General features: G+C 74.7%; 18 protein-coding genes. 12 read left to right on the forward strand and 6 right to left on the reverse strand.

All coding sequences use genetic code 11. The features are described from left to right. Positions 1-142: 142 nt before the first annotated feature. Both ACIQVL_RS04605 and ACIQVL_RS04610 read right to left on the reverse strand, forming a co-directional pair. On the reverse strand, positions 143-1003 hold the full coding sequence (locus ACIQVL_RS04605) for an SMP-30/gluconolactonase/LRE family protein (RefSeq protein WP_403428023.1): 861 nt from the start codon (positions 1001-1003) through the stop codon (positions 143-145). Beyond that, positions 1000-1773 (reverse strand): IclR family transcriptional regulator, encoded by a 774-nt coding sequence (locus ACIQVL_RS04610; protein ID WP_403428021.1) that lies wholly within the window; start codon positions 1771-1773, stop codon positions 1000-1002. The genes ACIQVL_RS04605 and ACIQVL_RS04610 overlap by 4 nt, the downstream gene beginning before the upstream one ends. Before the next feature lie 175 nt (positions 1774-1948). Here ACIQVL_RS04610 and ACIQVL_RS04615 point away from each other — a divergent pair, with 175 nt between their 5' ends. Then, positions 1949-2503: a hypothetical protein gene (locus tag ACIQVL_RS04615; protein ID WP_403428019.1), complete on the forward strand. Its 555-nt coding sequence runs from the start codon at positions 1949-1951 to the stop codon at positions 2501-2503. On the opposite strand, the gene ACIQVL_RS04620 is transcribed toward ACIQVL_RS04615, so the two are convergent. After that, on the reverse strand, positions 2484-3359 hold the full coding sequence (locus ACIQVL_RS04620) for a RimK family alpha-L-glutamate ligase (RefSeq protein WP_403474347.1): 876 nt from the start codon (positions 3357-3359) through the stop codon (positions 2484-2486). The genes ACIQVL_RS04615 and ACIQVL_RS04620 overlap by 20 nt on opposite strands. A 167-nt stretch (positions 3360-3526) precedes the next feature. On the opposite strand from ACIQVL_RS04620, the gene ACIQVL_RS04625 reads away from it, so the two are divergent. The 10 genes from ACIQVL_RS04625 to ACIQVL_RS04670 all read left to right on the forward strand — a co-directional run bounded on the left by ACIQVL_RS04625 (position 3527) and on the right by ACIQVL_RS04670 (position 18452). Continuing rightward, positions 3527-4603 (forward strand): MerR family transcriptional regulator, encoded by a 1077-nt coding sequence (locus ACIQVL_RS04625; protein ID WP_403428013.1) that lies wholly within the window; start codon positions 3527-3529, stop codon positions 4601-4603. An 86-nt stretch (positions 4604-4689) separates the two neighbouring features. After that, positions 4690-5301 (forward strand): O-methyltransferase, encoded by a 612-nt coding sequence (locus ACIQVL_RS04630; RefSeq protein ID WP_403474348.1) that lies wholly within the window; start codon positions 4690-4692, stop codon positions 5299-5301. A 114-nt stretch (positions 5302-5415) separates the two neighbouring features. Beyond that, on the forward strand, positions 5416-6858 hold the full coding sequence (locus ACIQVL_RS04635; RefSeq protein WP_403474349.1) for an acyl-CoA synthetase: 1443 nt from the start codon (positions 5416-5418) through the stop codon (positions 6856-6858). Between the two features lie 4 nt (positions 6859-6862). Continuing rightward, positions 6863-8257 carry a carboxyl transferase domain-containing protein gene (locus ACIQVL_RS04640; protein ID WP_403428008.1) on the forward strand — a complete coding sequence of 465 codons (1395 nt, stop codon included), beginning with the start codon at positions 6863-6865 and terminating at the stop codon, positions 8255-8257. 498 nt (positions 8258-8755) lie between these two features. Beyond that, entirely contained in the window at positions 8756-9094 is a 339-nt protein-coding gene (locus ACIQVL_RS04645; RefSeq protein ID WP_403428006.1) for a CU044_2847 family protein, read from the forward strand. Beyond that, positions 9091-10755, forward strand: a complete 1665-nt coding sequence (locus tag ACIQVL_RS04650) for a trypsin-like peptidase domain-containing protein (RefSeq protein ID WP_403428004.1) — start codon at positions 9091-9093, stop codon at positions 10753-10755. Before ACIQVL_RS04645 ends, ACIQVL_RS04650 begins: the two co-directional genes overlap by 4 nt. 35 nt (positions 10756-10790) lie before the next feature. Beyond that, positions 10791-11816 (forward strand): AAA family ATPase, encoded by a 1026-nt coding sequence (locus ACIQVL_RS04655; protein WP_403428003.1) that lies wholly within the window; start codon positions 10791-10793, stop codon positions 11814-11816. Continuing rightward, positions 11806-16623: an SAV_2336 N-terminal domain-related protein gene (locus ACIQVL_RS04660; RefSeq protein WP_403474350.1), complete on the forward strand. Its 4818-nt coding sequence runs from the start codon at positions 11806-11808 to the stop codon at positions 16621-16623. Before ACIQVL_RS04655 ends, ACIQVL_RS04660 begins: the two co-directional genes overlap by 11 nt. A gap of 136 nt (positions 16624-16759) precedes the next feature. Then, on the forward strand, positions 16760-17797 hold the full coding sequence (locus ACIQVL_RS04665) for a rod shape-determining protein (RefSeq protein WP_403428000.1): 1038 nt from the start codon (positions 16760-16762) through the stop codon (positions 17795-17797). Positions 17798-17924: 127 nt separating this feature from the next. Beyond that, positions 17925-18452 carry a hypothetical protein gene (locus ACIQVL_RS04670; protein WP_403428184.1) on the forward strand — a complete coding sequence of 176 codons (528 nt, stop codon included), beginning with the start codon at positions 17925-17927 and terminating at the stop codon, positions 18450-18452. A gap of 20 nt (positions 18453-18472) precedes the next feature. Here the strand turns inward: ACIQVL_RS04670 and ACIQVL_RS04675 are convergent, their stop codons facing one another. Continuing rightward, positions 18473-19384 (reverse strand): DUF4231 domain-containing protein, encoded by a 912-nt coding sequence (locus ACIQVL_RS04675; protein ID WP_403427998.1) that lies wholly within the window; start codon positions 19382-19384, stop codon positions 18473-18475. A 940-nt stretch (positions 19385-20324) separates the two neighbouring features. Here ACIQVL_RS04675 and ACIQVL_RS04680 point away from each other — a divergent pair. Then, a complete protein-coding gene (locus ACIQVL_RS04680; protein ID WP_403474793.1) occupies positions 20325-22028 on the forward strand; it encodes a dolichyl-phosphate-mannose--protein mannosyltransferase in 1704 nt (567 codons plus the stop codon). Between the two features lie 52 nt (positions 22029-22080). Here the strand turns inward: ACIQVL_RS04680 and ACIQVL_RS04685 are convergent, their stop codons facing one another. After that, complete coding sequence (locus ACIQVL_RS04685; protein ID WP_403428181.1) at positions 22081-22698, reverse strand: DJ-1/PfpI family protein; 618 nt, start codon at positions 22696-22698, stop codon at positions 22081-22083. A gap of 59 nt (positions 22699-22757) precedes the next feature. Further along, on the reverse strand, positions 22758-24089 hold the full coding sequence (locus ACIQVL_RS04690) for an alpha/beta hydrolase (protein ID WP_403474351.1): 1332 nt from the start codon (positions 24087-24089) through the stop codon (positions 22758-22760). Positions 24090-24176 lie beyond the last annotated feature (87 nt).

The raw sequence follows: 24176 nt of genomic DNA on the forward strand, positions 1-24176 counted from the left end.
CGCCCCTTTTAGGGGCGCGGGGAACTGCGCGATCAGCCCCCACCGGCCCGCAGGCGAAAGGCGGCCCTGCCGCGCTGGGCAGTCGACCGGCCGCGGCGCCGTCGTGGCCGGTCGCGCAGTTCCCCGCGCCCTGACGGGGCGCTCAGCCCAGGAACGCCGGTTGGGCGACGCCCTTGCCCGCACCCGGGATCACCAGGAGGGAGCCCGCCGTCGGGTGCGGGCGGTCGAGGCCCACGCGGGCCGTCGTGACGTAGAGGTCGGTGAGGTCGGCGCCGCCGAACGCGCAGGCCGTCGTGAGCGTGGCGGGGAGGCTGATGACGCGGTCCAGCTCGCCTGCCGGCGTATAGCGGCGTACCGCCGCCCCGCCCCACAGCGCCACCCACACACAGCCGTCCGCGTCGACCGTCAGGCCGTCCGGGAAACCGGCGTCCTCCTCGATCGTCACCAGCGGGCGGCGGCCGACGGGGAGTCCGTCGACGCAGTCGAAGACGTCCACCCGGCGGGTCGGCGTGTCGACGTAGTAGACGCGGCGGCCGTCCGGGCTCCAGCCGATGCCGTTGCTGACGGTGACGTCCGGCAGCAGCGTCGTCACCGTGCCGTCGGGGGCCACCCGGGAGAGGGTGCCGCCCCCGGTCGCCTCGTCGTAGCGCATCGTGCCGGCCCACAGGGAACCGTCGGGGGCGACGGCCGCGTCGTTGGCGCGGCGGCCCGGGACCTGCTCGCGGTGCAGCCAGCGGAACGTGCCGTCGGGGTCGAGGAGGCCGACGCCGTCCCGGAGGTTGAGGACCAGGCCGCCGCCCGCGCGCGGCTTGACCGCGCCGACGTGCTGGTCGGTGGTGCGGATCGTGCGGCGCCCGGTCGTGGGGGCGTAGGTGTGGATCCGGGAGCCGAGGACGTCGATCCATATCAGGCGGCCGGTCGCCGGGTCCCAGGTGGGGCCCTCGCCGAGGGTCGCCTCCACGGCGACCGCGACCTCGTACGCCGTCGTCACCGTCGTCGTCATGCCACGCTCCGGTGGCCGAGGCGCTCGGAGAGTTCGGCGGCGCCCTTGGCCGCGAGCTGCTCCAGTTCGCCGCGGCGCTCGTCGCTCCAGCGGATCATCGGGACGGAGATGGACAGCGCCGCGACGACCTGCCCGGTGCGGTCGCGGACCGGCGCGGCCACGCAGGAGACGTCCGGGTTGGACTCGCGGCTCTCCACCGCGATCCCGCGGGCGCGGATCTCCGTGAGGGCCTCGCGCAGGGCGCCCGGCTCGGTGATGCTGTTCGGGGTCATCGCGACGAGGTCGGCGTCGTCCGGGATGCGCGCGGACAGCTCCGGCTCCGGCAGCGAGGCCAGCAGCATCTTGCCGACGGACGTGCAGTGGGCGGGCAGCCGGCGGCCGGCGGCGGAGACCATGCGGACCGCGTGCGTGGAGTCGACCTTGGCGATGTAGATGACGTCGGTGCCTTCGAGGATCGCCACGTGGACGGTCTCGTCACAGGTCTCGGCGACGGACCGGGCGACCTGCTGGCCCTCGGCGGCGAGGTCGAGCTGCTCGGCGTACCGGCTGCCGAGCTGGTACGGGCGGACGCCGAGCCGGTAGCGTCCGGGCTGTCCGGGTACGGGCACGATGTACGACCGGGCGGAGAGCGTGGTCACCAGCTCGTGCACGGTGGTCCGGGGCAGCTGGAGTTTGCGGACTATGTCGGGGGCGGAGAGGGTCCCGTCCCCGTCCAGGAAGAGCTCAAGAATGTCGAGAGCCCGGGTCACGGCAGGCACGAGGCGTCCCACGTCCGGCCCCCTCCCTTGGGTCTAGGCGCCGGATATCGTGCGGCGCGCGTCTCAGCTGCGGAGCCGTTCGAGATATCAACAGGCGATCGGCATGACGAACACAGGCTAGCCATCGGGGATTCCACGGGCAATGGCCTGGAGGAACCCGAGTAGCGGCGCGTGCACCATGGGTGGCATGCAACTGGACTTCCAGCTGGTGCTGCTGCGCCGCATGGCCGACCACAACCCCGACCTCGTGGAGGACGCCCGGCGCACGCTGGGCGCGTCGCTCGCGGACATGCGGGAGGCCAACAAGCGCTGGCAGGCGATGGCCCGCTCGCCCCGGTCCCGCTCGGCCGCGGCCCGCTACCGGTCCGTGCTCGGCCCGCCCGAGTGGGAGACCAAGCGCACCGTCGGCGACCTGGAGTGCGCGGCCTGGCAGTGGCCGCTCCCCCTCTGGCCCACCCTGCGTTTCGAGGTCATGGTCGCCCCCGGCGGCGCGGTCTGGAACGAATGGCTGGTCCGCGCCCCCGACGTGCCCGCCCCGAGACTGGAGGGCTACGCCGACCTCACCCCCTGGTCCTGCACGGTCGACGAGGCCGCCCGCGCCTTCGCCCCCGCCCGCCCCCTGGAGGGCACGGCCCCGACCCGGTGGGGGCTCACCTTCAAGGTGCCCGACGGCCGTCAGGTGGTCGCCGAGTTCACCTGGGGCCTGCTGCAGCGCACCGCGGTCATCGACGAGCCGCGGTGAGGATCGCCTCGGTCACCCCGGCCACCGAATCCGGGTGCAGGAACAGGAAGAGGTTCGGCTCGACCAGCTCCAGCTCCATCACCTGCGGCCGCCCGTCCGCGCCGTCGACCAGGTCCACGCGGGCGTACAACAGCTCGGGCGCGTCCGGTACGGCGGCCAACGCGCGCTCCGCCACGGCGAGTTCGGCCGGAGTCGGGGTCCAGACCGCCAGGTCCGGGTGGGCGACCTTGTCCGCGTCGTACGCCGTGCCCGGCCTGAGCACCGCCCGCTTGCGGCTGGCGTGCAGGAGCCGCCCGCCGAAGAACTGCAGCGCCCGCTCGCCGCTGACGTCGATCCCGGAGACGTACGGCTGGACCATCGCGGTCAGCCCCTCCTCGTGCATCCGGGCCAGGTGCCGTACGGCCGTCCCGTGCTCGCCGGGGGTGTAGCGGGCGGCGAACCGGGCGCCGGCGCCGAAGGTGGGCTTGACGACGAAGTCGCGGTCGGCGGGCAGGCCGGCGGCCGGGTCGCCGGGGGCCAGATACCGGGTCGGCACGACGGGCACACCGGCCGCCGCGAGGTCACCGAGATACCGCTTGTCGGTGTTCCACCGCACGACGTCCGCCGGGTTCGCGATCCGGGTCGCCTTCCCCACCCGCTCCACCCACGGCAGGAACTCGTCCGTCCGCCAGGCGTAGTCCCAGGTGGAGCGGATGACGACCAGGTCGAAGCCGCCCCACTCCACCTCGGGGTCGTCCCACGGCCGGGCGACGGCCTCCGCCCCGGCCGCGGTCAGCGCCGCCAGCAGCACCGGCAGGTCCTGGTCCTTGCCGGGTTCCGTGCCGGGGTCGTAGGTGGCGAGGGCTATGCGGGGCACGGCGGGGGCTCCCTTGGCTGTCGGCGTCTGCGTTGCGTCCTCCGGCAGGCTAACCCGGGAACGCCGTTGACCTTCACCCTCGGTGAAGCCCCAGCATCGACACGGACGACGAGGACGCGAGCGCGGAACGCAAGCGCGGAACGGCAGGGAGACGGCATGGAGACGGCATGGAATGGCTGACCATCGGGGCCTTCGCGAAGGTCAGCCGGCTGTCGCCGAAGGCGTTGCGGCTGTACGACGAGCTGGATCTGCTGAAGCCCGCCCGGGTCGACCCGGAGACCGGCTACCGGTACTACGCCGGCGCGCAGCTGGAGCGCGCCCGGCTGGTGGCCTGGCTGCGGCGGCTCGGCATGCCGCTGGCGCGCATCCGCGAGGTGTGCGCGCTGCCGGCGGACCGGGCCGCCCGGGAGGTGCGGGCGTACTGGGCCCGTGTCGAGGCGGACACCGCCGTACGGCGGGACCTGGCCGCGTTCCTCGTCGACCACCTGTCCGGAGAGTCGAGAAGGGACACGACGAACATGCTGGAACTGGAACTGCGTTATGCCGCCCACTCGGACCGGGGGCGTGTCAGGCCGTCCAACCAGGACACCGCGTACGCGGGGCACCGGCTGCTGGCCGTCGCCGACGGGTGCGGGCCGGCCGGGGCATCGGCCAGTGCCGCCGCCGTGGCGGCGCTCAAGCCCCTTGAGGAGGCGGAACTGTCGGCGGGGAACGTGCTGAACCTCCTGGAGGACACGGTGCGTTCGGCGGCCGAGGCGGTACGGGAGGTGGCGGAGGGGAGCGCGGACGTGGGTACGACACTCACCGCGCTGCTGTGGACCGGGTCCCGGCTGGCCCTGGTGCACATCGGGGACTCGCGGGCGTATCTGCTGCGGGACGGGGAACTGTTCCGGATCACGCACGACCACAGCGTGGTGCAGTCGCTGATCGACGAGGGCCGGCTGACGCCGGAGGAGGCCGACAGCCATCCGCAGCGCATGCTCCTGGCGAAGGCCCTGCCGGGCGACTCCGCCGACACCCCGGACCTCAAACTCAAGGAGACCCGCCCCGGCGACCGGTACCTGGTCTGCTCGGACGGCCTGACCAGGCAGGTCCCCGACGAACGGATCCGGGACCTGCTGGGCGGGGGCGAGCCGGCGGACGCGGTGCGGGTGCTGATCAGCGCGGCCAACGAGGCAGGCGGCACCGACAACGCGAGCGCGGTCGTGGCCGACATCATCGCCCACCCACCCGTCCCGGCCTGACAGTCGGACAGGAGGCCGGGGAAGAACGGGGCCGGACCGGAGTGAAGAGCCGCCGCCCAGGACACCCGCCCGGTAGAAAGTCCGCCATGACACTCCACGGAACCGACGCCTACACCGGCCTCTCCGGTCTTCCTCCGCTCGTCGGGCGGGCCCTCGATGCGGCCCGGTCCCAGTCCTTCGGCTGCTCGTGCCGGCCCGAGCAGGGGCGGCCGCTCCAGGTGCTGGCCGGTGGGGTCGGCGGGTCCGGTGGGCGGATCGGGGAGACCGGGACCGGGTTGGGGGTGGGGCTGGCCTGGCTCGCGTCGGGGGCGCGGGCCGGGGTGCGGCTCTTCGGTGTGGAGCGGGAGCCGGAGCGGGCGCGGGCCGCGGCCGAGGTGTTCCGCGAGCGGGCCGAGGTCACGGTGGCGTGCGCGGACTGGCGGGACATCGCGGCCTACGGGCCCTTCGAGCTGCTCGTGCTCGACGGGGGCGGGCAGGGCAAGGTGCCCGGCGACCCCGCCGCCGATGTGGAGCGGCTGCTGGTGCCCGGTGGCATGGTCGTCGTCGACGACTTCACCCCCGTCGAGCAGTGGCCGCCCCGGTTCGGCGGGGGCGTCGACCGGGCGCGGCTGCACTGGCTGGAGCATCCGGCGCTGCGGGCGGTGGAGGTGCGGCTCGCGTCCGATCTGTGCGCGGTCGTCGGGACGCGGCGGCGGTGAGGGCCGGGCAGTGTGATCGACGTCGTGGTGCGGAGCGCGGGTGGGGCGGCCCCGGAGGGTGGCGGCTGGTGTAGGAAGAGGCTGTCGAGGTTCCGAACGGTGAGGAGTCGTCGCGTGTCGTTTCTGTTTCCGGCCCTGGTGGACGGTCCGGGCGGGAGGGTCGCCCTGCGGTTCGGGGCGCGGTCGTTGACGTACGGGCAACTCGGCGCCGCGGCCGGTGCCCTCGCCGGCCGGGTCCGGGACGCCGACCGGGTCGCGGTGTGGGCGACGTCGGAGCTGGAGACGGCGGTGGCCGTGGCCGGCACCCTGCTCGCCGGGCGGGCGGCCGTACCGCTGAACCCCAGGTCGGGCGAGAAGGAACTCGCGCACATCCTCGCCGACAGCGCGCCGGCCGCCGTGCTGGCCGCGCCCGGCGCCGAACTCCCGTCGGCGCTCGCCGGGTTGGCGCGGATCGACGTCGACGTGGCGGCCGTGGGGCCGCTGCCCGAGGACCGTACCGCCGAGTCCGACCCGGCCCTCGTCGTCTACACCTCCGGCACCACCGGCCCGCCCAAGGGCGCCGTCATCCCGCGCCGGGCGCTCACCGCCACCCTGGACGCGCTCGCCGACGCCTGGCAGTGGACCGGGGAGGACGTCCTCGTCCACGGCCTGCCGCTGTTCCATGTGCACGGGCTCGTGCTGGGCATCCTCGGGCCGCTGCGGCGCGGCGGATCGGTCCGGCACCTGGGACGGTTCGACACCGCCGGGGTCACCCGCGAACTGGACGACGGCGCGACCATGTTCTTCGGCGTGCCGACCATGTACCACCGCATCGCCGAGGCGCTGCCCGCCGACCCCGCCCTGGCGCAGGCGCTCGGCCGGGCCCGGCTGCTGGTGTCCGGCTCGGCCGCGCTGCCCGTCCACGACCACGAGCGGATCGCGGCGGCGACCGGACGTCGGGTCGTCGAGCGGTACGGCATGACGGAGACCCTGATGAACACGAGCGTCAGGGCCGACGGCGAGGCCCGCGCGGGCACCGTGGGGGTGCCGCTGCCGGGGGTGGAGCTGCGGCTGGTGGAGGAGGACGGGACCGGGATCGCGGCGTACGACGGGGAGACCGTCGGGGAGATCCAGGTGCGCGGCCCGAACCTGTTCACCGAGTACCTCAACCGGCCCGACGCGACCGCCGCCGCCTTCACCGCCGACGGCTGGTTCCGCACCGGGGACATGGCGGTGCGCGAGCCGGACGGCTATGTGCGGATCGTCGGGCGCAAGGCCACCGACCTGATCAAGAGCGGCGGTTACAAGATCGGCGCCGGGGAGATCGAGAACGCGCTGCTGGAGCATCCGGGGGTGCGGGAGGCCGCGGTCACCGGGGAGCCGGACGCGGACCTGGGCGAGCGGATCGTCGCCTGGATCGTCCCGGCGGAGCCTCAGTCGCCGCCCTCCGCCGAGGAGCTGGCGGACCATGTCGCCGGGCGGCTCGCCCCGCACAAGCGACCCCGCGTCGTCCGCTACCTGGACGCACTCCCCCGCAACGACATGGGGAAGATCATGAAGCGGGCGCTCGGTGTCTGAGCCGGTGCCAGCGCCCGGGTCCGCACCCGCGCGGCTCTCCGCCCGCCGGATCCTCGCCCTGGTCACCGACCCCGGCACCTTCGCCGAACTCCCGCACCCGGCCCGGCAGTCGGCGCCCGACGGCCCGCTCGGCTGGCAGGGGTACGACGCCTCGCGCGCCCGCGCCGCCGGGCGCACCGGCGAGGAGGAGTCCGTCGTCGTCGGCACCGCGCGGGTCGAGGGCACGGCGGCGGTGCTGATCGCGTTCGAGTTCGGGTTCCTCGGCGGCTCGCTCGGCGAGCGGACCGGCGACCGGCTGGAGGCGGCCTACGTCCATGCCCGCGCCCACCGGCTCCCGGTCGTACCGCTGGTCGCCACCGGCGGCAGCCGGATGCAGGAGGGCATGCTCGCCCTGTCCCAGCTCCAGCGCGTGGCCCGCCAGTCGGTGCTGACCCGGGAGGCGGGGCTGGCGCAGGTCGCGGTCCTGCGCGACCCGACGACCGGCGGCGGCTGGGCCACCCTGGGCGCCGGCGCCGACGTGATCCTGGCGCTGCCCGGCGCCCAGGTGGGCTTCGCCGGCTCCCGGGTCCGCCCGCCGGACGCCGACCCGGCCGCGTACACGGCCGAGGCACAGTTCGCGGCCGGGGCGGCGGACGCCGTGGTGCCCCCTGCGGAGCTGAAGGCATCGCTCGGGCTGTGGCTGCGGCTGCTGACCGCTCCCGCCCCGACACCCGCCGACCCGCCGCCCGCCCTCGGCGGCAGCGCACTGCCCGCCACCGGCTGGGAGGCCGTCCGGCGGGCCCGCGCCCCGCACCGCCCACGCGCCGAGGCCTACCTGGACGCCTACTTCACCCGCCGGGCCGCCCTCGTCGGCGACCGGTGCGGCGGGAGGGACCCGGGCGGGATGCTGTGCGGGTTCGGCGAGCGGGCGGACGGCCGTACGGTCGCCTTCGCCGCGCAGACCGGGACGGCGACCAGGCCCGCCGGGTACCGCACCGCCGCCCGCCTGATACGGCTCGCGGACCGGCTGGGGATCCCCGTGCTGACGCTCGTCGACACCCCGGGCGCCGCGAACGACGCCGAGGCGGAACGGCAGGGTGCGGGCGCCGCCATCGCGGAGCTCTTCGGCGAGGTCGCGGCGGCCCGGACGCCGATCACCACCCTCGTCGTCGGGGAGGGCGGCTCGGGCGGCGCCCTCGCGCTGGCCGCGCCCGGCAACACCTGGGCCACCCCGGACAGCTACTTCTCCGTCATCGCACCGGAACTGGCGGCGGCGCTCCTGAAACGCTCCCCCGAGGACGTCGAGACCACCGCCGGCCAGCTGCGCATCCGGCCCCAGGACCTGGTGGAGCTGGGGGTGGTCCGGGGCATTGCGGGCACCCTCCCGGACGGCGTCGCCGCGCCCACACCGCCCGGCTGACCTCCCGACCACCGCCCGTCCGCCCCCTGCCCGTCTGCCCGTCTGCCCATCCGCCCGTCTGCCCGTCTGCCCGTCTGCCCATCCGCGCGCCCATCCGCCCGTCTGCCCATCCGCGCGCCCATCCGCCCGTCTGCCCATCCGCGCGCCCATCCGCCCGTCTGCCCATCCGCGCGCCCATCCGCCCATCCGCCCGTCTGCCCGTCTGCCCGTCTGCGCGCCCATCCGCCCGTCCGCCCATCCGCGCACCCATCCGCCCGTCCGCCCATCCGCGCACCCATCCGCCCGTCCGCCCGCCCATCCGCCCGTCCGCCCCCCTCGGTGCCATCACGTCGGCCCATCCGAAGAAGTGTCACGGGGCCAGTACCACGCGGGCGTTGGGCGCCGGGGCGGAACCGGCGCGTCCGGGCGGTTTCCGTCGCAGCGGGCAGACACGGGCCGTCGCCGTCGGTGACAATGGACCGGTTACGGGGTCGAAGACACGGGGGAGCCAGAGGCGCCATGGCGAGGATGATGGAGTTCAAGACCGAGGACGGCGCCGTCGTCGTCGTGGAGTCGGCCGACGCGGTGCCGGGCAGCCGTCCGGTGTCCCGCGACGGTGGTTCGGGACCGGCCGCGCAGGCCACCCGTTCGTTCGAGGGCGCCCTGGACGGGGTGCGGGCGGCGGCCCAGTCCGCGCTGCGGGTCTTCCGGGACGGCACCCTGCGACCGGACTCGGTGCAGCTGGAGTTCGGTGTGAAGCTGACGGCCGAGGCGGGCGCCGTGATCGCCAAGGGTGCGGCCGAGGGCCAGCTGGTGGTACGGCTGAGCTGGGCCTCCGGGGCTGCCGACGCGACATGAGCGGCGCTGCCTGGCACGCCCGGATCGAGTGCGGGGGCACGGTGTCCGGAGCGGGCTTCCTCGTCGCCCCGCGCACGGTGCTGACCTGCGCGCATGTCGTACAGGACCGGGACTGGGCGCCGCTGACCGTGAGCTTCCCGAACCGCCGGGACCTGGGCGGGCTGACCGCGACCGTGGCCGTGCACGGCGGCTGGGCGGGCGGCTGGACCGACCCGGGCGACCTCGCCGTCCTCGAACTGGACCGCGAGGTGCCGTTACGGCCGGCCCGGTTCGCACCGCCGGGCGCGGAGCAGGGCGGGGCGCACCTGGTCGCCTACGGCTTCCCGGAGGGCTACGGCGAGGGCGTGCAGGCCCGCTACCGTGCCGTGTCCCGGACGCTGATCGCCGACGAGTGGCTGCAGTTGGAGGCCGCCTCGGCACACGGGCAGCCGCTGGCGGGCGGGTTCAGCGGGGCGGCCCTGGCGCTGCCGGACGACCGGGTGGTCGGGATGGTCGTGCAGGCCTCCGACGAGGCGGGCGTCCGGATCGGGCGGATGCTGCCGACGGAGGTCATGGCCCGCTACTGGTACGACCTGGGCGCCCTGGTCCCGGCCGCCGAGACCGACACCCCGGCCGCGACCGGGCTGCTGCACACGCTGGTACGGCGGGCCGAGGAGGCCGGCGTGGACTGCCGTCCCGACCAGCTCTACCGGGACGCTGCGGGCCCCTTCGCGCCGGATCCGCCCCCGGACGGGTTCCCCTCGCTGCGGGAGGCCGCCGCGTACGTGCAGTGGCAGGTGGACGACCCGGAGGCGGTGCCGAGGTTCGCCGACCGGCTGCGGGCGCTGCTGGAGCCGCGCCCTCCGGTGTCCGCGCGGGCGGCCGCCTGGGCGCCCATCGTCGTCGAACTGGAGCGCAGCGGCGAGAGCCAGGAGCAGGTCACGGTACGGGTGTCGGCGTACCGGGAGGGGCAGCGCCGGCCGGTGGGCGTGGCGCGGCTGCCGCGCGGTGACGTGCGGGCCTACGTCCAGCAGCGCGTCGACGACGCCTTCGGCCACCTCGCCCAGGACGCCGAGGCGCTGCTCACCTTCGTCCTGCCCCGCGAGTGGCTGAACGAGCCGGTCGCGCACTGGGAGTGCGGCCCCGAGGACTCCACCCCGCTCGGCTGCGCGCACCCGCTGGTGGTGACCGACCGCTCCCGGCACCGCAGCGCGCGGCTGCGCCACCAGCTGGCCGGCCGGTGGCGGGCCCTGGAGCGCAGTCCGGGGAAGGCGGTACTGCACCGGGTCGACTGCGGCAGCGCCGAACGCCCTCTCAGCCTGCGCAAGCGGCTGCGGGACGCGGACGCCGACCTGGCGGGTTTCGGCGCCCCGCCCGACGCGGCCCCGGAACACTTCGAAGCCGGCGTGAACTTCCCGGTCCCGGTGCTGCTGTGGCCGCAGACCGGCTGCGCGAACACCGACCACGCGGGTCCGTGCGCGGGCAGCGCCTTCCTCGACGCCCTCGGTCCGCAGGTCGCCGGGGTCCCCCCGGCCGAACTCCCGCGCCGGATCTGGCATCTGCGGGAAGAGGCGGCGGCCACCGACCCCGACGGCCACTGGGCGAGAGACCTGCAGCTCCTCTGGGACGACCCCCGCTGCTACCCCGAACCGCCCGCCAGTCTGCACACCCCCGTCGCCTGACCCCGCCGCCCCCGCACCCGACGAGAAGGACCCCCATGCCCCTGTGGCCCGTCTACACCGGTACGAAGGAGCCGCACGACGGCATCACCGCGCTGCCCGCGCCGCCGCCCTGGCGGGCCTTCGACGGCGGCCCGGAACTGGCGACACCCGCCGACGCCGACGACACCTCGGCCACCTCCCCGGACCGCACCCACCGCGCCGCGACCTACCAGGCGACCCCGCGCACGGTCCAGCTCGTCAACGCGGCCCTCTACCTGCGCCGCCCGCTGCTGGTCACCGGCCCGCCCGGCACCGGCAAGTCCTCCCTCGCCTACGCGGTCGCCCGCGAGCTGCGGCTGGGCCCGGTGCTGCGCTGGAACATCACCAGCCGCAGCACCCTGCACGACGGCCTCTACCAGTACGACCCGCTCTCCCGCCTCTACGCGGCCCGCCAGTCGGCCACCGCCCTCGCCCCCGGCGCCCCCGTCCCCGAGTCCGGCGTCGAGGACCATCTGCGGCTCGGCCCGCTCGGCACCGCGCTCCTCCCGTACGGCCGCCCCCGCGCCCTGCTCATCGACGAGATCGACAAGAGCGACCTCGACCTGCCCAACGACCTCCTCAACGTCCTGGAGGAGGGCCAGTACGAGATCCCGGAGCTGGTCCGCGCCGCCCGGCACTCCCCCGCCGCCGAGGTGATGGTCGACGGCACCGACGAACGGGTGCGCGTGGAGCGCGGCCGGGTGCGCTGCCGGGCCTTCCCGTTCGTCGTCCTCACCAGCAACGGCGAACGCGAGTTCGCGCCGGCCTTCCTGCGCCGCTGTGTCACGCTCCGGCTGCGCCAGCCCGACGACCGGCAGCTCGCCGGCATCGTCCGCGCCCACCTCGGCGAACCGGACGCCTACGCCGAGTCGCTGATCACCCGGTTCCTGTCCCGGGTCGGCGGCGGCGACCTCGCCACCGACCAGCTCCTGAACGCGATCTACCTGGCCCGGTCCTCCGACCTGAGCACCGAGTCGCTGGACGAACTGGCGGAACAGCTGATGCCGTACCTCGGCGAGGCCACCCGGACCGATGCCTTCTGACCACCCGGCTCCGCTCGCCCGCCTCGCCGACCTGCTGGCGCACGCGGGGGACGGTGCGCGCCCGACGCCACGGGAACTGGCCGAACTGCTGTGGCTGGCGGGACGGATGGGCCGGGAGGAGGGGGAACCGGCGGGTCCGCCCGAGGAGGCTCCCGTACCGGCCGAACCGCCGTCCGCGAGGCCGGCCGCCGGTCCACCGCCGGGGCCGCACCCCGGCCCGGCCGAGCCCTCCGTCCCGGGGAACCCGTGGGAGCCCGCCCGCACCCCGCTCCACCTGCCCTCCCCGACCCCGGCCACCGGCCCGTACGCCGCCCTCCTGGCGCCCGCGCCGCCCATGCTGCGCCACCCCCTGGCCCTGCAACGCTCCCTGCGCCCCCTCAAACGCCGTACGGACGCCCCGTCCGGCCACCGGCTCGACGAGCCCGCCACCGCCGACCGCATCGCCCGCCTCGGCGCGGCCCCCGAGTGGTGGCTCCCCGTCCTGCGCCCCGCACAGGAACGCTGGCTGCGGCTGAACCTGGTGTACGACGACGGTCCGACGATGCCGGTCTGGCACCCGCTGCTCCGTGAACTGCACGCGGCGCTGGCCCAGTCGGGGGTGTTCCGGACGGTGGCCGTGCACCGGGCCGGCGCGGACGGTGCGGTGCGCGGCGCGGAGCCGCCCGCGGAGGGGCGGACGGTCACGCTCTTGATCAGCGACTGCATGGGCCCGCAGTGGCGACCGGGCGCGGCGGGAGCCCGGTGGTACGCCACCCTGCGGCGGTGGGCGGGGCAGATGCCGCTGGCGGTGGTCCAGCCGCTGCCCGAACACCTGTGGCGCGACACGGCGTTGCCGGCCACGCCCGGCCTGCTGTCGGCGCCGTTCCCGGCGGCACCGACGGCCGCGCTGACCTTCACGCCGTACGAGGGGGCGGCCCCGGAAGGCGCGCCGGTGCTGCCGGTGCTGGAGGCCGGACCGCGGTGGCTGGCGAACTGGGCGGGGCTGGTGGCGTCGGCGGGCGGGACCCGGTTCCCGGGCGCGGCCGCGCGGTTGGACGCCGAGGTCCGGGGCGACTCCCTGACCGACGTGTCCCGCCTGTCCGCCGAGGAGCTGGTCCTGCGGTTCCGGGCGACCGCGTCCCCCGAGGCGTTCCGGCTGGCGGGGCATCTCGCCCTCGGCCGGCCCGATCTGCCGGTCATGCGGCTGGTGCAGCGGGCGGTGGAGCCGGACCCGCGGCCGCAGCACCTGGCGGAGGTGATCCTGAGCGGGGTGCTGACGGCGGTGCCGGGGCCGCCGGGATCGTACGCGTTCCGGCCGGGAGCGCGGGAGCTGCTGCTGCGCGGCCTGCCGCGGGCGGCGCGCAGCAGCACGAGCGAACTGCTGGCCCGGGTGGGCGGGTTGATCGAGGAGCGGGCGGGGTCGGTGGCCGGGGAGTTCCGGGCGGTGGCTCCGGTGGCCGGGGGGACGTCCGCGGCGGGCGAGGGCGGGGCGTTCGCGACGGTGCGGGCGGAGAGCGTGCGGCGGCTGGCCGGGGGTGGGACCGGGGCGGCCCCGGTGACGCGTGGAGTGGGCGAGCGGTACCGGCTGGTGCGGCAGCTCGCGCCGGGCGGCTCGACGTGGCTGGCCGAGGACGTCGAGACCGACCGGACGGTGACGGTCAGGCTGCACGAGCCGTTCCGGGAGCGGGGCCGGCGCGAGAGGTTCCTCGGTGACGCCGGACGCCTGCGGTCGCTCGCGCATCCGAACGTGGCGGCCGTCCTCGACTTCGGGCTCGACGACGCGGCACCCTACGTCGTCACGGAATGGCTGGACGGGATCGCCCTGAGCAAACTCGCGCCGACCGACGGCGAGAGTCTGTCCGCGCCGCTCATCACGTCGATCGGAGCCCAGCTGGCCGACGCCGTCACGGCACTGCACGCGGCGGGCCTCGCCCACGGCTCGATCGGCCTGCCCGGCGTGATTCTGCTGCCCGACGGAACCGCCAGGCTCACCCGGTTCGAACCGGGCAGGGCCTCGGGGCCGGCCGGGCAGGGGCAGGACCTGCGGGCGCTGCGGACCCTGCTGCTGCGGCTGACCGCACCGGGCCGCCGGCCGCCGGCCTCCTCCCTGGCGCCGTCGGAGCTCGAACACCTTCCGCGCTCCGTCCAGGGGGTCTACGCGAACGCCCTGAACATGCTGGCGTCGAAATCGCTGCGCGTCCAGCGGCAGGGGCTGGAACTGCTGACGGAGCCGCACCTGCGGCATGCGGCGGGCGACGTGTACCGGACTCGCTTCTACCACCTTCTGTCGCAGCCGCTCCTGGGACTTCCCCACGACCGCAGGGAAGTCGACCCCCTCGCGGGCGCGGTACTCGCCATGCTGCTGCTCAAGCACGGTCGCGTGGTGACCCGCGACGAGCTCGGCAGAGGTCTCTGGAATGCGGGCGAGGAACCGCGGGACGCGACGGCCGAGCTCGCCCTGATCGTCTCCCGGCTGCGCGGTGTCCTCGGCCCGGGGGTCCTGGCGAGGCATCCCGACGGCTGTGCCCTGCACGTCGGCGACGACTACGTCGACCTGCTGGAGTGCGAGGGGCTGGAGCGCCGGGCCACACAACTGGCGGCCGAGGGCCGGCTCACCGACGCCCGGGGCATGCTCGACCAGGCGCTGCAGCTGTGGAGGGGCCCCGAGGCCCTCCCCGGCATCCCCGGCCCCGCGGCCCGCACCGCCCGCACCCGCCTCCTCCGGCTCCGCCTCGCCCTGCACCGCAAACGCGCCGAACTGGACCTGGACCTGGGCGAATACGAGCGCGCGGCCGTGCAGCTCACCGATCTCCTGCGGACCCACCCCTCCCGCGAGGACCTGCTGAGACTGCTGCTCATCGCGCTGCAACGCCTCGGCCGTACCGACGAAGCGCTGGACGTCTACGAGGAGTACGAGCTCGCCGGCGGCACCGACCCCGAACTCCGTGCGATCGGGCACGAGTTGCGCGCCGAGTTCGACGAGCCGGGCGACGGGGGCGAGTACGAGCCCCCGGCCCCGGAGATCCGGGCGCCCGACGAGCCGGAGGAGGGTTCCTTCCCCACCGAGGAGTCGCTGCCGTCGATCTTCGCGATCGAGGAGGAGGCGGCCGCACGCCGGGAGGCGCCGCTGCCCCAGAACGTCGTACCCGAGAGCCTGTTCGCGGTGGAGGATCCGCTGGGCGAGGTGGAGCCGCTGGGCGAGGAGGAACCGCCCGAGGAGACCGGGGACGGCCCCGGCGCCGACTTCGAGGATCACGCCGGGTGGCCGCCCCCGCCGACCTACCGCACCCTCGTCACCTACGAGTTCGCCGGCACCCCCCAGCATCCGGACGACGTGGCGGCGCTCGGCCGTGCGGTCACCCGGCTGGTGGCGGACGGCGGGCTGACGGCGGGCGAGTACGTGATGACCGCCCGCGGCAACGGCTTCTCGGTGCTGACGGAGCCGGACGTCTCCGGGCTGCCACTGGTCCTCGCCACCATGCGGCGGTTCGAGGACGAGGTGCCGAGGCTGGGAGGGCCCGGCTGCCTGGCGGTCTTCTCCTGCGTGCAGCAGGACGGCCGCACCGAGGCGCCGGCCCTGTCGGCAGTCCGGCGCACGCTGGACGCGGCCGACGACCGACGGGGCATCGTCGCCGTACCGCAGCTGCTGCGCGACGAGCTGGAGGACGACACCGACCTCGCCCGGTCCCTGCTGCCCTTGCGCCGTGGGACCGCCGGGGGCTGGTACCGGCTGTGCCCCCCGGCGCGTCCGCGCTACGAGGGCTCGCTCGGCGTACCACCCGTGCACGGGCCCTACCGGCTGCCGGACGGCGGCCTCTGGCCCGAGCCGGCGGGAGAGACCAGGACCGTCGTGTACGAGGTCGGGGGCGACGGCAGGTTCAGCTTCACCCGGGTCCCCGAGGCGACCGGCTACTACGAGGTCACTCTGACCGAGCACCGGCTGGAGCTGGACGTCTCCCAGGGGCCCTTCCGTGCCGTGGGAGAGGCACGATGGCGCATCACGGACCTGGTCCAGGTGGCCGCCCTCGGCATCCTCACCGCCCCGTCCGAGGTCGTGGTGAACTGCCTGCGGGGGCGGCTTCGGTACCTGTCCGACCACTACCCGCGTACCTATGTCGGCCAGGCACAGGCGGAACTCGGGACCGGACCGGGGCGGAGCGCACCGCGTGGCCTGTCCATCCACTGGGATCTCACGCTGACGGCGACACACGTCCCCTACCCGGTGCCGCCGGTCCGTCCGGAGCGGGTCGACCTCAACGCCCGTCTGCGCCGGGCGGACGCGGTCATGTTCGGCTTCGACGGCACGCTGGTCCGGCTCCACCCGGACGACGTGCAACGGCAGATCCCGCTCCTGGCCCGGCTGCTCGGTCCGGATCCGCTCGGCCGGCCCTCCGTGCTGGACCCGCAGCACGTCTCCCCGGAGCTGCGCGCGCGGCTGACGGCCATGGAGTCGCAGGTCGCCGAGCGGTCCGTGCCCCTCGCCGACGCCGACCTCGCGGTCCGTACCCTCGCCGACATGGGCCTGACGCTGGCGGTCGTCACCGGCTGCGATCCGTACACGGCGACCGCGTATCTGCGCCGGCGCGGGCTGCTGGACTGCCTGCACGGCGGCGTCCACGGGCGCGAGGGGGTGTACGCACCGCTGACGACCGACCCGCACGTCGTGGCGCAGGCCCTGCGCCACCTCGGCGTGCGCCCCTCGAAGTGCCTGATGGTCGGCGCCACCGAGGCCGAGCGGGCGGCGGCCCGGCAGGCGGACATCCCCTACTTCCACGTCGGCGGCGAACCCGGCCTGCGTCCCCTCATCGAGGCCGCCCGCGCGCTGTAGCCGGGAAACCCCCATTCAGCGGTGCCCCGCCCGGACCCTCACCGCAGGCGCACCGCTGCGATCCCCCGGAGGATGCGAAGCAGGCCGCCGACCGGCGGTGCCACCCCGCACGGCCCGCGCACCGGGAGGATCTGCCGTGACCGTCAGTCTGGAGCAGTTGCGCCGCTGCCATTTCGCCGTCGATCTGGGGGCCGCACGCACCCGGGTGTACGTGCGGGGCATGGGCCTGGTCGTCGACCAGCCTTCCGTCGCCGCGATGAACACGCGTACCGGTGCCCTGATCGCCGTCGGCGAGTTCGCGGAGAAGATGACGGGCCGCACCCCCGACTACATCCGTGTCGTACGGCCGATCTCCGGCGGGACCGTCGTCGACATCGAGATGGCCCAGCGCATGCTGCGCCAGCTGCTCGGCGACAAGATCCGCCGTTCGCTGCGCCGCAAGCCCCGGCTGCGGGCGGCGGCCTGCACCCCGCACGACGCCGACCCGCTGGCCCAGCGGGCGACCATCGAGACGCTGGTGGGGCTGGGGGCGCGGCGGGTGGAACTGGTCGACACGCTGATCGCCGCGGCGGTGGGGTGCGGGCTGCCGGTCGAGCGGCCGGAGGCGAGCATGATCCTCGTCTGCGGGGCCGCCGCGACCCAGGTCGCCGTGCTCTCGCTCGGGTCGATCGTGTGCGCGGAGCGGATGCCCGTGGGCGGGGAGGCCGTGGACAACGCGATCGTCCAGCACCTGCGGCACGAGCACGAGCTGATGCTGCCGAACCAGGCGGTACGCCCCCTGCAGCTGGCCCTGGACGGCACCGGGCTCACCCCGGAGGGCCCCGCCTCCACCGAGATCCAGGGGCGGGACGTGGTCACCGGGCTGGCCCGCAGCGTGCGGGTCGACACCGCGGCCGTCCGGGAGGCCATCCAGACGCCCCTCATGTCCGTCCTGGACGGGATCGGCAAGGTGCTGCGCGACTGCCCGCCCGACCTGGTCGCCGACCTCGCCGACCGCGGGATCGTGATGGTCGGCGGCTCGGCGCTGCTGCCCGGCTTCGACCAGCTGCTGCGGGAGGCCACCGGGATGCCGGTGCACATCGCGGAGCGGCCGGACGTGTGCGCCGTCCAGGGCATCGGGGCGATGCTGGAGGGCCGGATCGAGCCGCTGGTGCTGGACCCGCTGGCCGCCTGAACACCGGTACCCGCCGACCGGGCACCGATGTGAGCCGACGCGCCCCGTGCGCGCCTCGTCACTCCTCGATTAGGGTGGACTCACCGATGGTGACGGGAGGGGACGTTCCGTGACAGCCGACATCACCATGTTCACCGACCACCTCGCCGAGACGGCACCGGTCCCCCGCCTCGCTGTCACCCGCGTCGGCGTGACCGGACACCGTGTGATCCCGCCGTCCGTCCTGCCCTACGTCCGCTCCGCCCTGCGCCGGCACCTCAGCCGCACCGACGTGGCCCTGGAGGCACTCAGCTGCCTCGCCGCCGGCACGGACCAGCTCTTCGCCGACCTCGCCCTGGCCCACGGCGTCCCGGTGACGGCCGTGATCCCGGGCATGGACTACGAGGCCCACCTGGGGGACGAGGCGGCACGGGCCGCGTACCGCAGGATCCTGCGGCGCTGCGCGAACCGGGTCGAGCTTCCTGTCCAACCCACCCACGAGCAGGCGTACTTCGCGGCGGGCCAGTGGATCGCGGAGCGCTCCGACGAACTGCTCGCCGTGTGGGACGGCCGTCCGGCACGCGGTCTGGGCGGCACGGGTGACGTGGTGGCGTACGCCCGGCGAATCGGGGTGCCGGTGACCGTGCTGTGGCCGGACGGGGCACTGCGCGACTGAGCGGGCGCGGCGGGCCCGCCTCAGGTGCCGAACCGCACCAGCCACTCCGTGTGCGCGGGGGACATCAGGCGCTCCGCCTCCCCCACCGCATCGGCCCAGCCCGCCTCCGTGACCGTGGTGTTCATGGCGATCCGGGTGGTCTCCAGGTCCTGCTCGATGAGCGAGTGCGCCTGTGTCAGCGGGCCGTGCCGCTGTACCTCCTGCCAGGCGACGCCCGCCGCGGCGGCCGCGCTGAGCAGCCCCGCGAGGTCGGCACCGCCGAGCAGGCCACCGGTCCGCAGCAGCGCGGCGGCCAGGGCGAACAGCGTCAGCGCGGCGGTGACGGTGGACCAGCGGGCGGCGGCGCGGTGGGCGCGGGAGGCCCGGTTCTTGTACCAGACCGTCTGCTCCAGGAGCCGGTCGCGCAGGTAGAGGTCCCGGCGGGCCGCGTAGGACTTGGCCCGCTCCGCGCGCATCCGCGGGGTGATCTGGCCCTCCCCTCGTTCCGCGGGGGCACGGGAGTCCTCCCAGCCGCAGTTGCGCAGCTCGTGCAGGCGCTGCTCGAGGCGCTCGGCGAACACCGCGTCAGGATCGACGACATGGGAGTGGAGAGAGCCGCCGTGCACCATGTACTCCCAGGCCAGCGACTTGAGCAGCTCGGCGGCCGCCCGGTGCGCCTGCCAGTGCGCCCGGGACCGACGCCGAGAGGTGCTCAGGCCGAGGGCTATCGTCAGCCCGTACAGCACCGCGGCGAGCACCGCCATGACGTGACCGGACGCCTGCTCGGTCAGCACAGCCGCGGTGGTGGCCAGCAGCAGAACCAGCAGATGCGTACGGACGGCGCGGAACGCGTCACTCTGGTGGCGCAAGGCGCTCTGGTCGCTCACCTGGAACAGTGGCGGCAGATCTGCACTGGACAGGGTGGTGCTCGGTACAGGCGTCGCTGCTCCCATGTCTCCCCCGGAATTCACTGCCCACCGTAGTCTTCGGCACGCCCACGAAAAGCGAGCCTGACAGACTAATAAGCGCGGAAACCGGATCCGTGCACAAGAGGCTGGCAGGGCATCTCTGCCCTATGGTTCACGTCGGCACGACCGGACTTGCCCGTACACCCAAGGAGGTCGGGGGCCGGTCGGCAACGGCCTGCCGTAGTGGGCGAGGAGCGCCTCCGGGGCGTAGCCGCCGCCGAGGCGCGGCGTCGCGGGGCGGGCCGTGTCGGCTCCCGGATGGTCACGGCGGGCGCCTTTCTGCCGCCGGATCGCGCACGTGCCTGGTGGCCGCCGGTCCGAACCGGCTCGCGTGGCCGCGGGTGCGGGGCGTGGGTGCGGCCGGTGCGTACCGGCCCGCACACCGGTACTAGTACGGCAGGATGCGCCCGGAGGGCGTCCTGCGGTCGATCTCCTGCCCGCGGGGAGCGGGCCGACGAACAACGCGTACGCGGATCCGACCGTCCATGACGCCCTCCTCTTGCCGAGCCCTGACCGGTGCCTGCTGTCCGGTAGGAGGGCTCTGCCCCGCACATGGCGGGTCCAAGCCTGGCGCGGGGCAGGAAAGTTGGCGGGGCCATGCGGGCCGGGGCCGGACCGGGGCCGCGGGGTCCCGGCGGTCAGGGCACGGGAGGGCGCGGCAGCGGGCGCCGGAGCCCCGGCCCGGCCGGCACGCCACCCGCCCAGCGCGCCGGCACCGGCACCCGTACCCGCACCGCCCCAGGTGTCGAGCAGACACCGGACCCGGACCCGGACTCCGGGCAGGCCCCCGCCGTGGACGTCGAGTTGACGCCACAGCCGTAACGCGGCAGCCGGGGCGGGCCGCCCGGGCACCGTTTCGCGGCCGGGTGCGGGCACGGCCTAAGGTCGTCCGGTGACGAACACCAGCGCGACGCGTTCCGACGGCATCGACGGCATACGCCCGGCGCCGGAGTCCCCGGCGTGGCCGGACCGGCTGCGCCGGTTCGGTTACGCCGGGGTCCCGCGCACGGGCACGCGCACCGGTGTCCGGGAACGCCTGGTCCCGCCCTTCCCCGAGCCCCCCACCCGGCTCTGGCGACTCCTGGGCCTCGGCCCGGACCGGGCGCGGCGGCTCGCGCGGGCGACGGAGTGGCTGGGTCCGCTGCTCGTCGCCGCCCTGGCCGGCGTCCTGCGCTTCTGGCACCTCGGCCGGCCGCGGGACCTCGTCTTCGACGAGACGTACTACGCCAAGGACGCCTGGGCGCTGCTGCACCTCGGTTACGAGGGCACCTGGCCGGACCGCAAGACCGCCGACCCGCAGATCCTGGCGCACCCCCAGGTGATCTCACTCTCCGACACCGGTTCCTTCGTCGCGCACCCGCCGACCGGCAAGTGGGTGATCTCCGTCGGCGAGTGGCTGTTCGGCCTCGACCCGGTCGGCTGGCGCTTCATGACGGCTGCCCTGGGCACCCTGTCGGTGTTCATGCTGTGCCGCATCGGCCGCCGCCTGTTCCGTTCGACGTTCCTCGGCTGCCTGGCCGGGGCGCTGCTGGCGATCGACGGCCTGCACCTGGTGATGAGCCGCACCGCCCTGCTCGACCTCGTCGTCATGTTCTTCGTGCTGGCGGCGTTCGGCTGCCTGCTGATCGACCGGGACCGGTTCCGGGCCCGGCTCGCGGCGGCCCTGCCGGCCGACGCGGAGGGCCGGGTGCGCCCGGACGCGGACACCGGCGACCGCGCGAGGCCGGGCCGGCGGCCCTGGCGCCTCGCGGCCGGCGTGCTGCTGGGCCTTGCGGCCTCGACCAAGTGGAACGGCCTGTACGTCCTGGTCTTCTTCGTGGTGCTGACGCTGCTGTGGGACGTCGGCGCCCGGCGCGTCGCCGGGGCCCGCCACCCGTACCGGGCGGTCCTGCGCCGGGACCTCGGCCGGTCGGTCCTCGCCCTCGTCCCGACCGCGCTCCTGACGTACCTGCTGTCCTGGACCGGCTGGTTCCTGTCCGACGACGGCTGGGGCCGGCACTGGGCGGACGGCCGCGGCGGCACCTGGTCGTGGATACCGGCCCCGCTGCGCAGCTTCTGGCACTACGAGTATCTCGTCTACCAGTTCAACGTGAACCTGCACACGCCGCACAAGTACCAGTCGAACCCCTGGAGCTGGCTGGTCCTCGGCCGTCCCGTGCTGTTCGCCTACGACTCCCCCCAGCCGGGCCAGGACGGCTGCTCCACCGCGGCCGCCTGCACCCGCACGGTCCTCGCCCTGGGCACCCCCATGCTGTGGTGGTCGGCCTGCCTCGCCCTCGCCTACCTGCTCTACCGGTGGGCCCTGCGCCGCGACTGGCGGGCCGGCGCGATCCTCTGCGCGGTGGCGGCCGGTTACCTGCCCTGGTTCCTCTACCAGGACCGTACGGTCTTCTCCTTCTACGCCGTGGTCTTCGTGCCGTACCTGTGCCTGGCCGTGGCGATGATGATCGGGGCCCTGCTCGGGCCGCCCGGCGCGTCGGAGCGGCGACGGCTGCGGGGCGCGGTGGCCGCGGGGGTGCTGGTGCTCCTCATCGCCTGGAACTTCGTCTACTTCTACCCGGTCTACACCGGGCAGACGATTCCCTACACCGGCTGGCAGTCCAGGATGTGGCTCGACACCTGGATCTGAGGCCCGAGCCGACTCCGACGCTCGGCCCCGCCGTTCGGCTCCGACGCTCGGCTCAGCTCGGTACCGCGGGCGCCGTCTCGCCGGTGCGGACGGCGCGCAGGACCCGCTCCACGGTCTCCTGCTTCTCGCCGACGGGTGCCGTGTAGCCGATGACCTCGCGCACGGCCTCGTCGCCGAGGGTCCGGGAGATCACCCAGGCGCCGAGGTACTGCGAGGCCATGCAGCCGCCGGCCGTCGCGATGTTCCCCTCGCTGTGGAACGGCGCGTCCAGCACGGTGACGCCGCAGGCCTCGACCCAGGGCCGGCTGACGGTGTCGGTGCAGGCGGGCCGGCCGTCCAGCAGGCCGAGCCGGGCCAGCACCAGGGCGCCGGAGCACTGGGCGCCGATCAGCTGCCGGGCGGGGTCGAGCGGCAGCCGGGAGACCAGCCGGTCGTCGGCGACCACGTCCCGGGTCCGCACCCCGCTGCCGACCAGCACGACATCGGCCTCGGCCACGAACTCCAGCGGCCGCTGCCCGGTCACCTCGACACCGTTCATGGACGTGACGACCGGGGCGGGCGTCGTGATGAACGCCTGCAGCCCCTTCTTGCGGCACCGGTTGACCAGCGCGGCGGCGATGAAGGAGTCCAGCTCGTTGAATCCGTCGAAGGTGACCACGGCTACCTGCATCGTCACTCCCCACTCCGCTGGCCGGACACCGGCTGCCCACTCTACGGGCAGCGCACAGGTCAGCGGTGTGCCGTGGCCGTGGGAGTGGGCTCCGGGCCCTCCGCGCGCAGCGAGCGGTGGCCGTGGCCTGGAGTCGGAGTGGCAGCGGGGTGCGCGGTGGGCTTGCCCGCTGCCTCGGTCACCGGCTTCTTCGGGTGGTGCAGGGGCACGACGTCCTGCGGGAAGGTCAGCTGCTCGTTCATCCACTTCAGGGCGGCGGGCATCTCCCGTACCCAGGTGGGGAAGTTGTGGCTGCCGCTCTCGGGGAGGATGGAGGCGACCCGCATGGGCGCCTTGACGGCCTTGATGAAGGCCTGGGTCTCGGCGTAGCCCTTCTCGCCGTGCTTGCTGTTGGCGACCAGGACCGAGACCTGGGGCACGGGCAGGTGCTTCAGCCGCCACATCAGGTCGTGGCCGTCGATCCGGGCCTGGCGGCCGGGACCGCTGCCGAAGAGGTTGCCGGTGGTGGGGTCGTCCTTGACCCGGTAGTCGGGCGACAGGGCGACGGCCGTGGTGTAGACGCCGGGGTCGCGCATGGTGAGCTGGAGGGCGCAACTGCCGCCCGAGGAGTACCCCATGACGCCCCAGGAGCTCGCGTCGTGCCCGGCCCGGTAGACGGACTTGATCGCGTCCGGGAGGTCCTTGGCCAGGAACGTCTCGGTCTGCGGTCCGCCGGGTACGTCCACGCACTCGGTGTCGCGCGGCGGGGCGATGGTGGGCCGGATCATCACCATGATCGTCGGCTGCATCTGTCCCTTGCGCTGGAGTTCGCCGGCGGTCTGCGAGACCCGCAGGTGCTGGACGAGGTTGTAGATGCTGCCCGGGTAGCCGCTGAGCGCGACGACCACCGGGAACCGCATGCGGTGGTACGCCTTCTGGAAGTACTGCGGCGGGAGGTAGACGAAGGCCGGGTCGACCACACCGGTGCGCCGGCCGATGACCTTCACGGACTCCACCCGGCCGACGGCCGCGGCGGGCCCGCTCGGCAGCCCGCTCACCCGGCTCAACTGCTGGTCCCCGGCGGGCTGTACGAGCGACGCCCCGTGGACGCTGCTGATGCCGTTCACCGAGCCGCCGCCGTTGCCGCCGGCCGCCTGGGTCACGCCGACCGGGGCGGTGTCGACGTTGCCCAGCAGTTCGTTCCAGGAGCCGAAGAACTGGTACGACGAGTTCACCGCGCAGGCGAACGCCGCGACGATCGTCACCTGTGTCACCGCGACGGCCCCGAGCCGCCCCAGCACCTGCCACAGCCCCGGCCTGGCGAACCGCGGCCACAGCCAGACCAGCAGCGCCACACACAGGGCGGCCAGCGCCGCGAGCGCGTATACGGTCGTTCGACTGGTCAAACCCATGTCACTCAGTCCCTGTTTTCCCTGCCCGTGCTTCGTTGCTTCCGCACAGGAGGAGGGCGGAAGAGCCTTCCGCGTTCCGTAACGAGG

Source organism: Streptomyces sp. NPDC090499, assembly GCF_044769305.1.
In the GTDB taxonomy this organism is placed as follows: domain Bacteria; phylum Actinomycetota; class Actinomycetes; order Streptomycetales; family Streptomycetaceae; genus Streptomyces.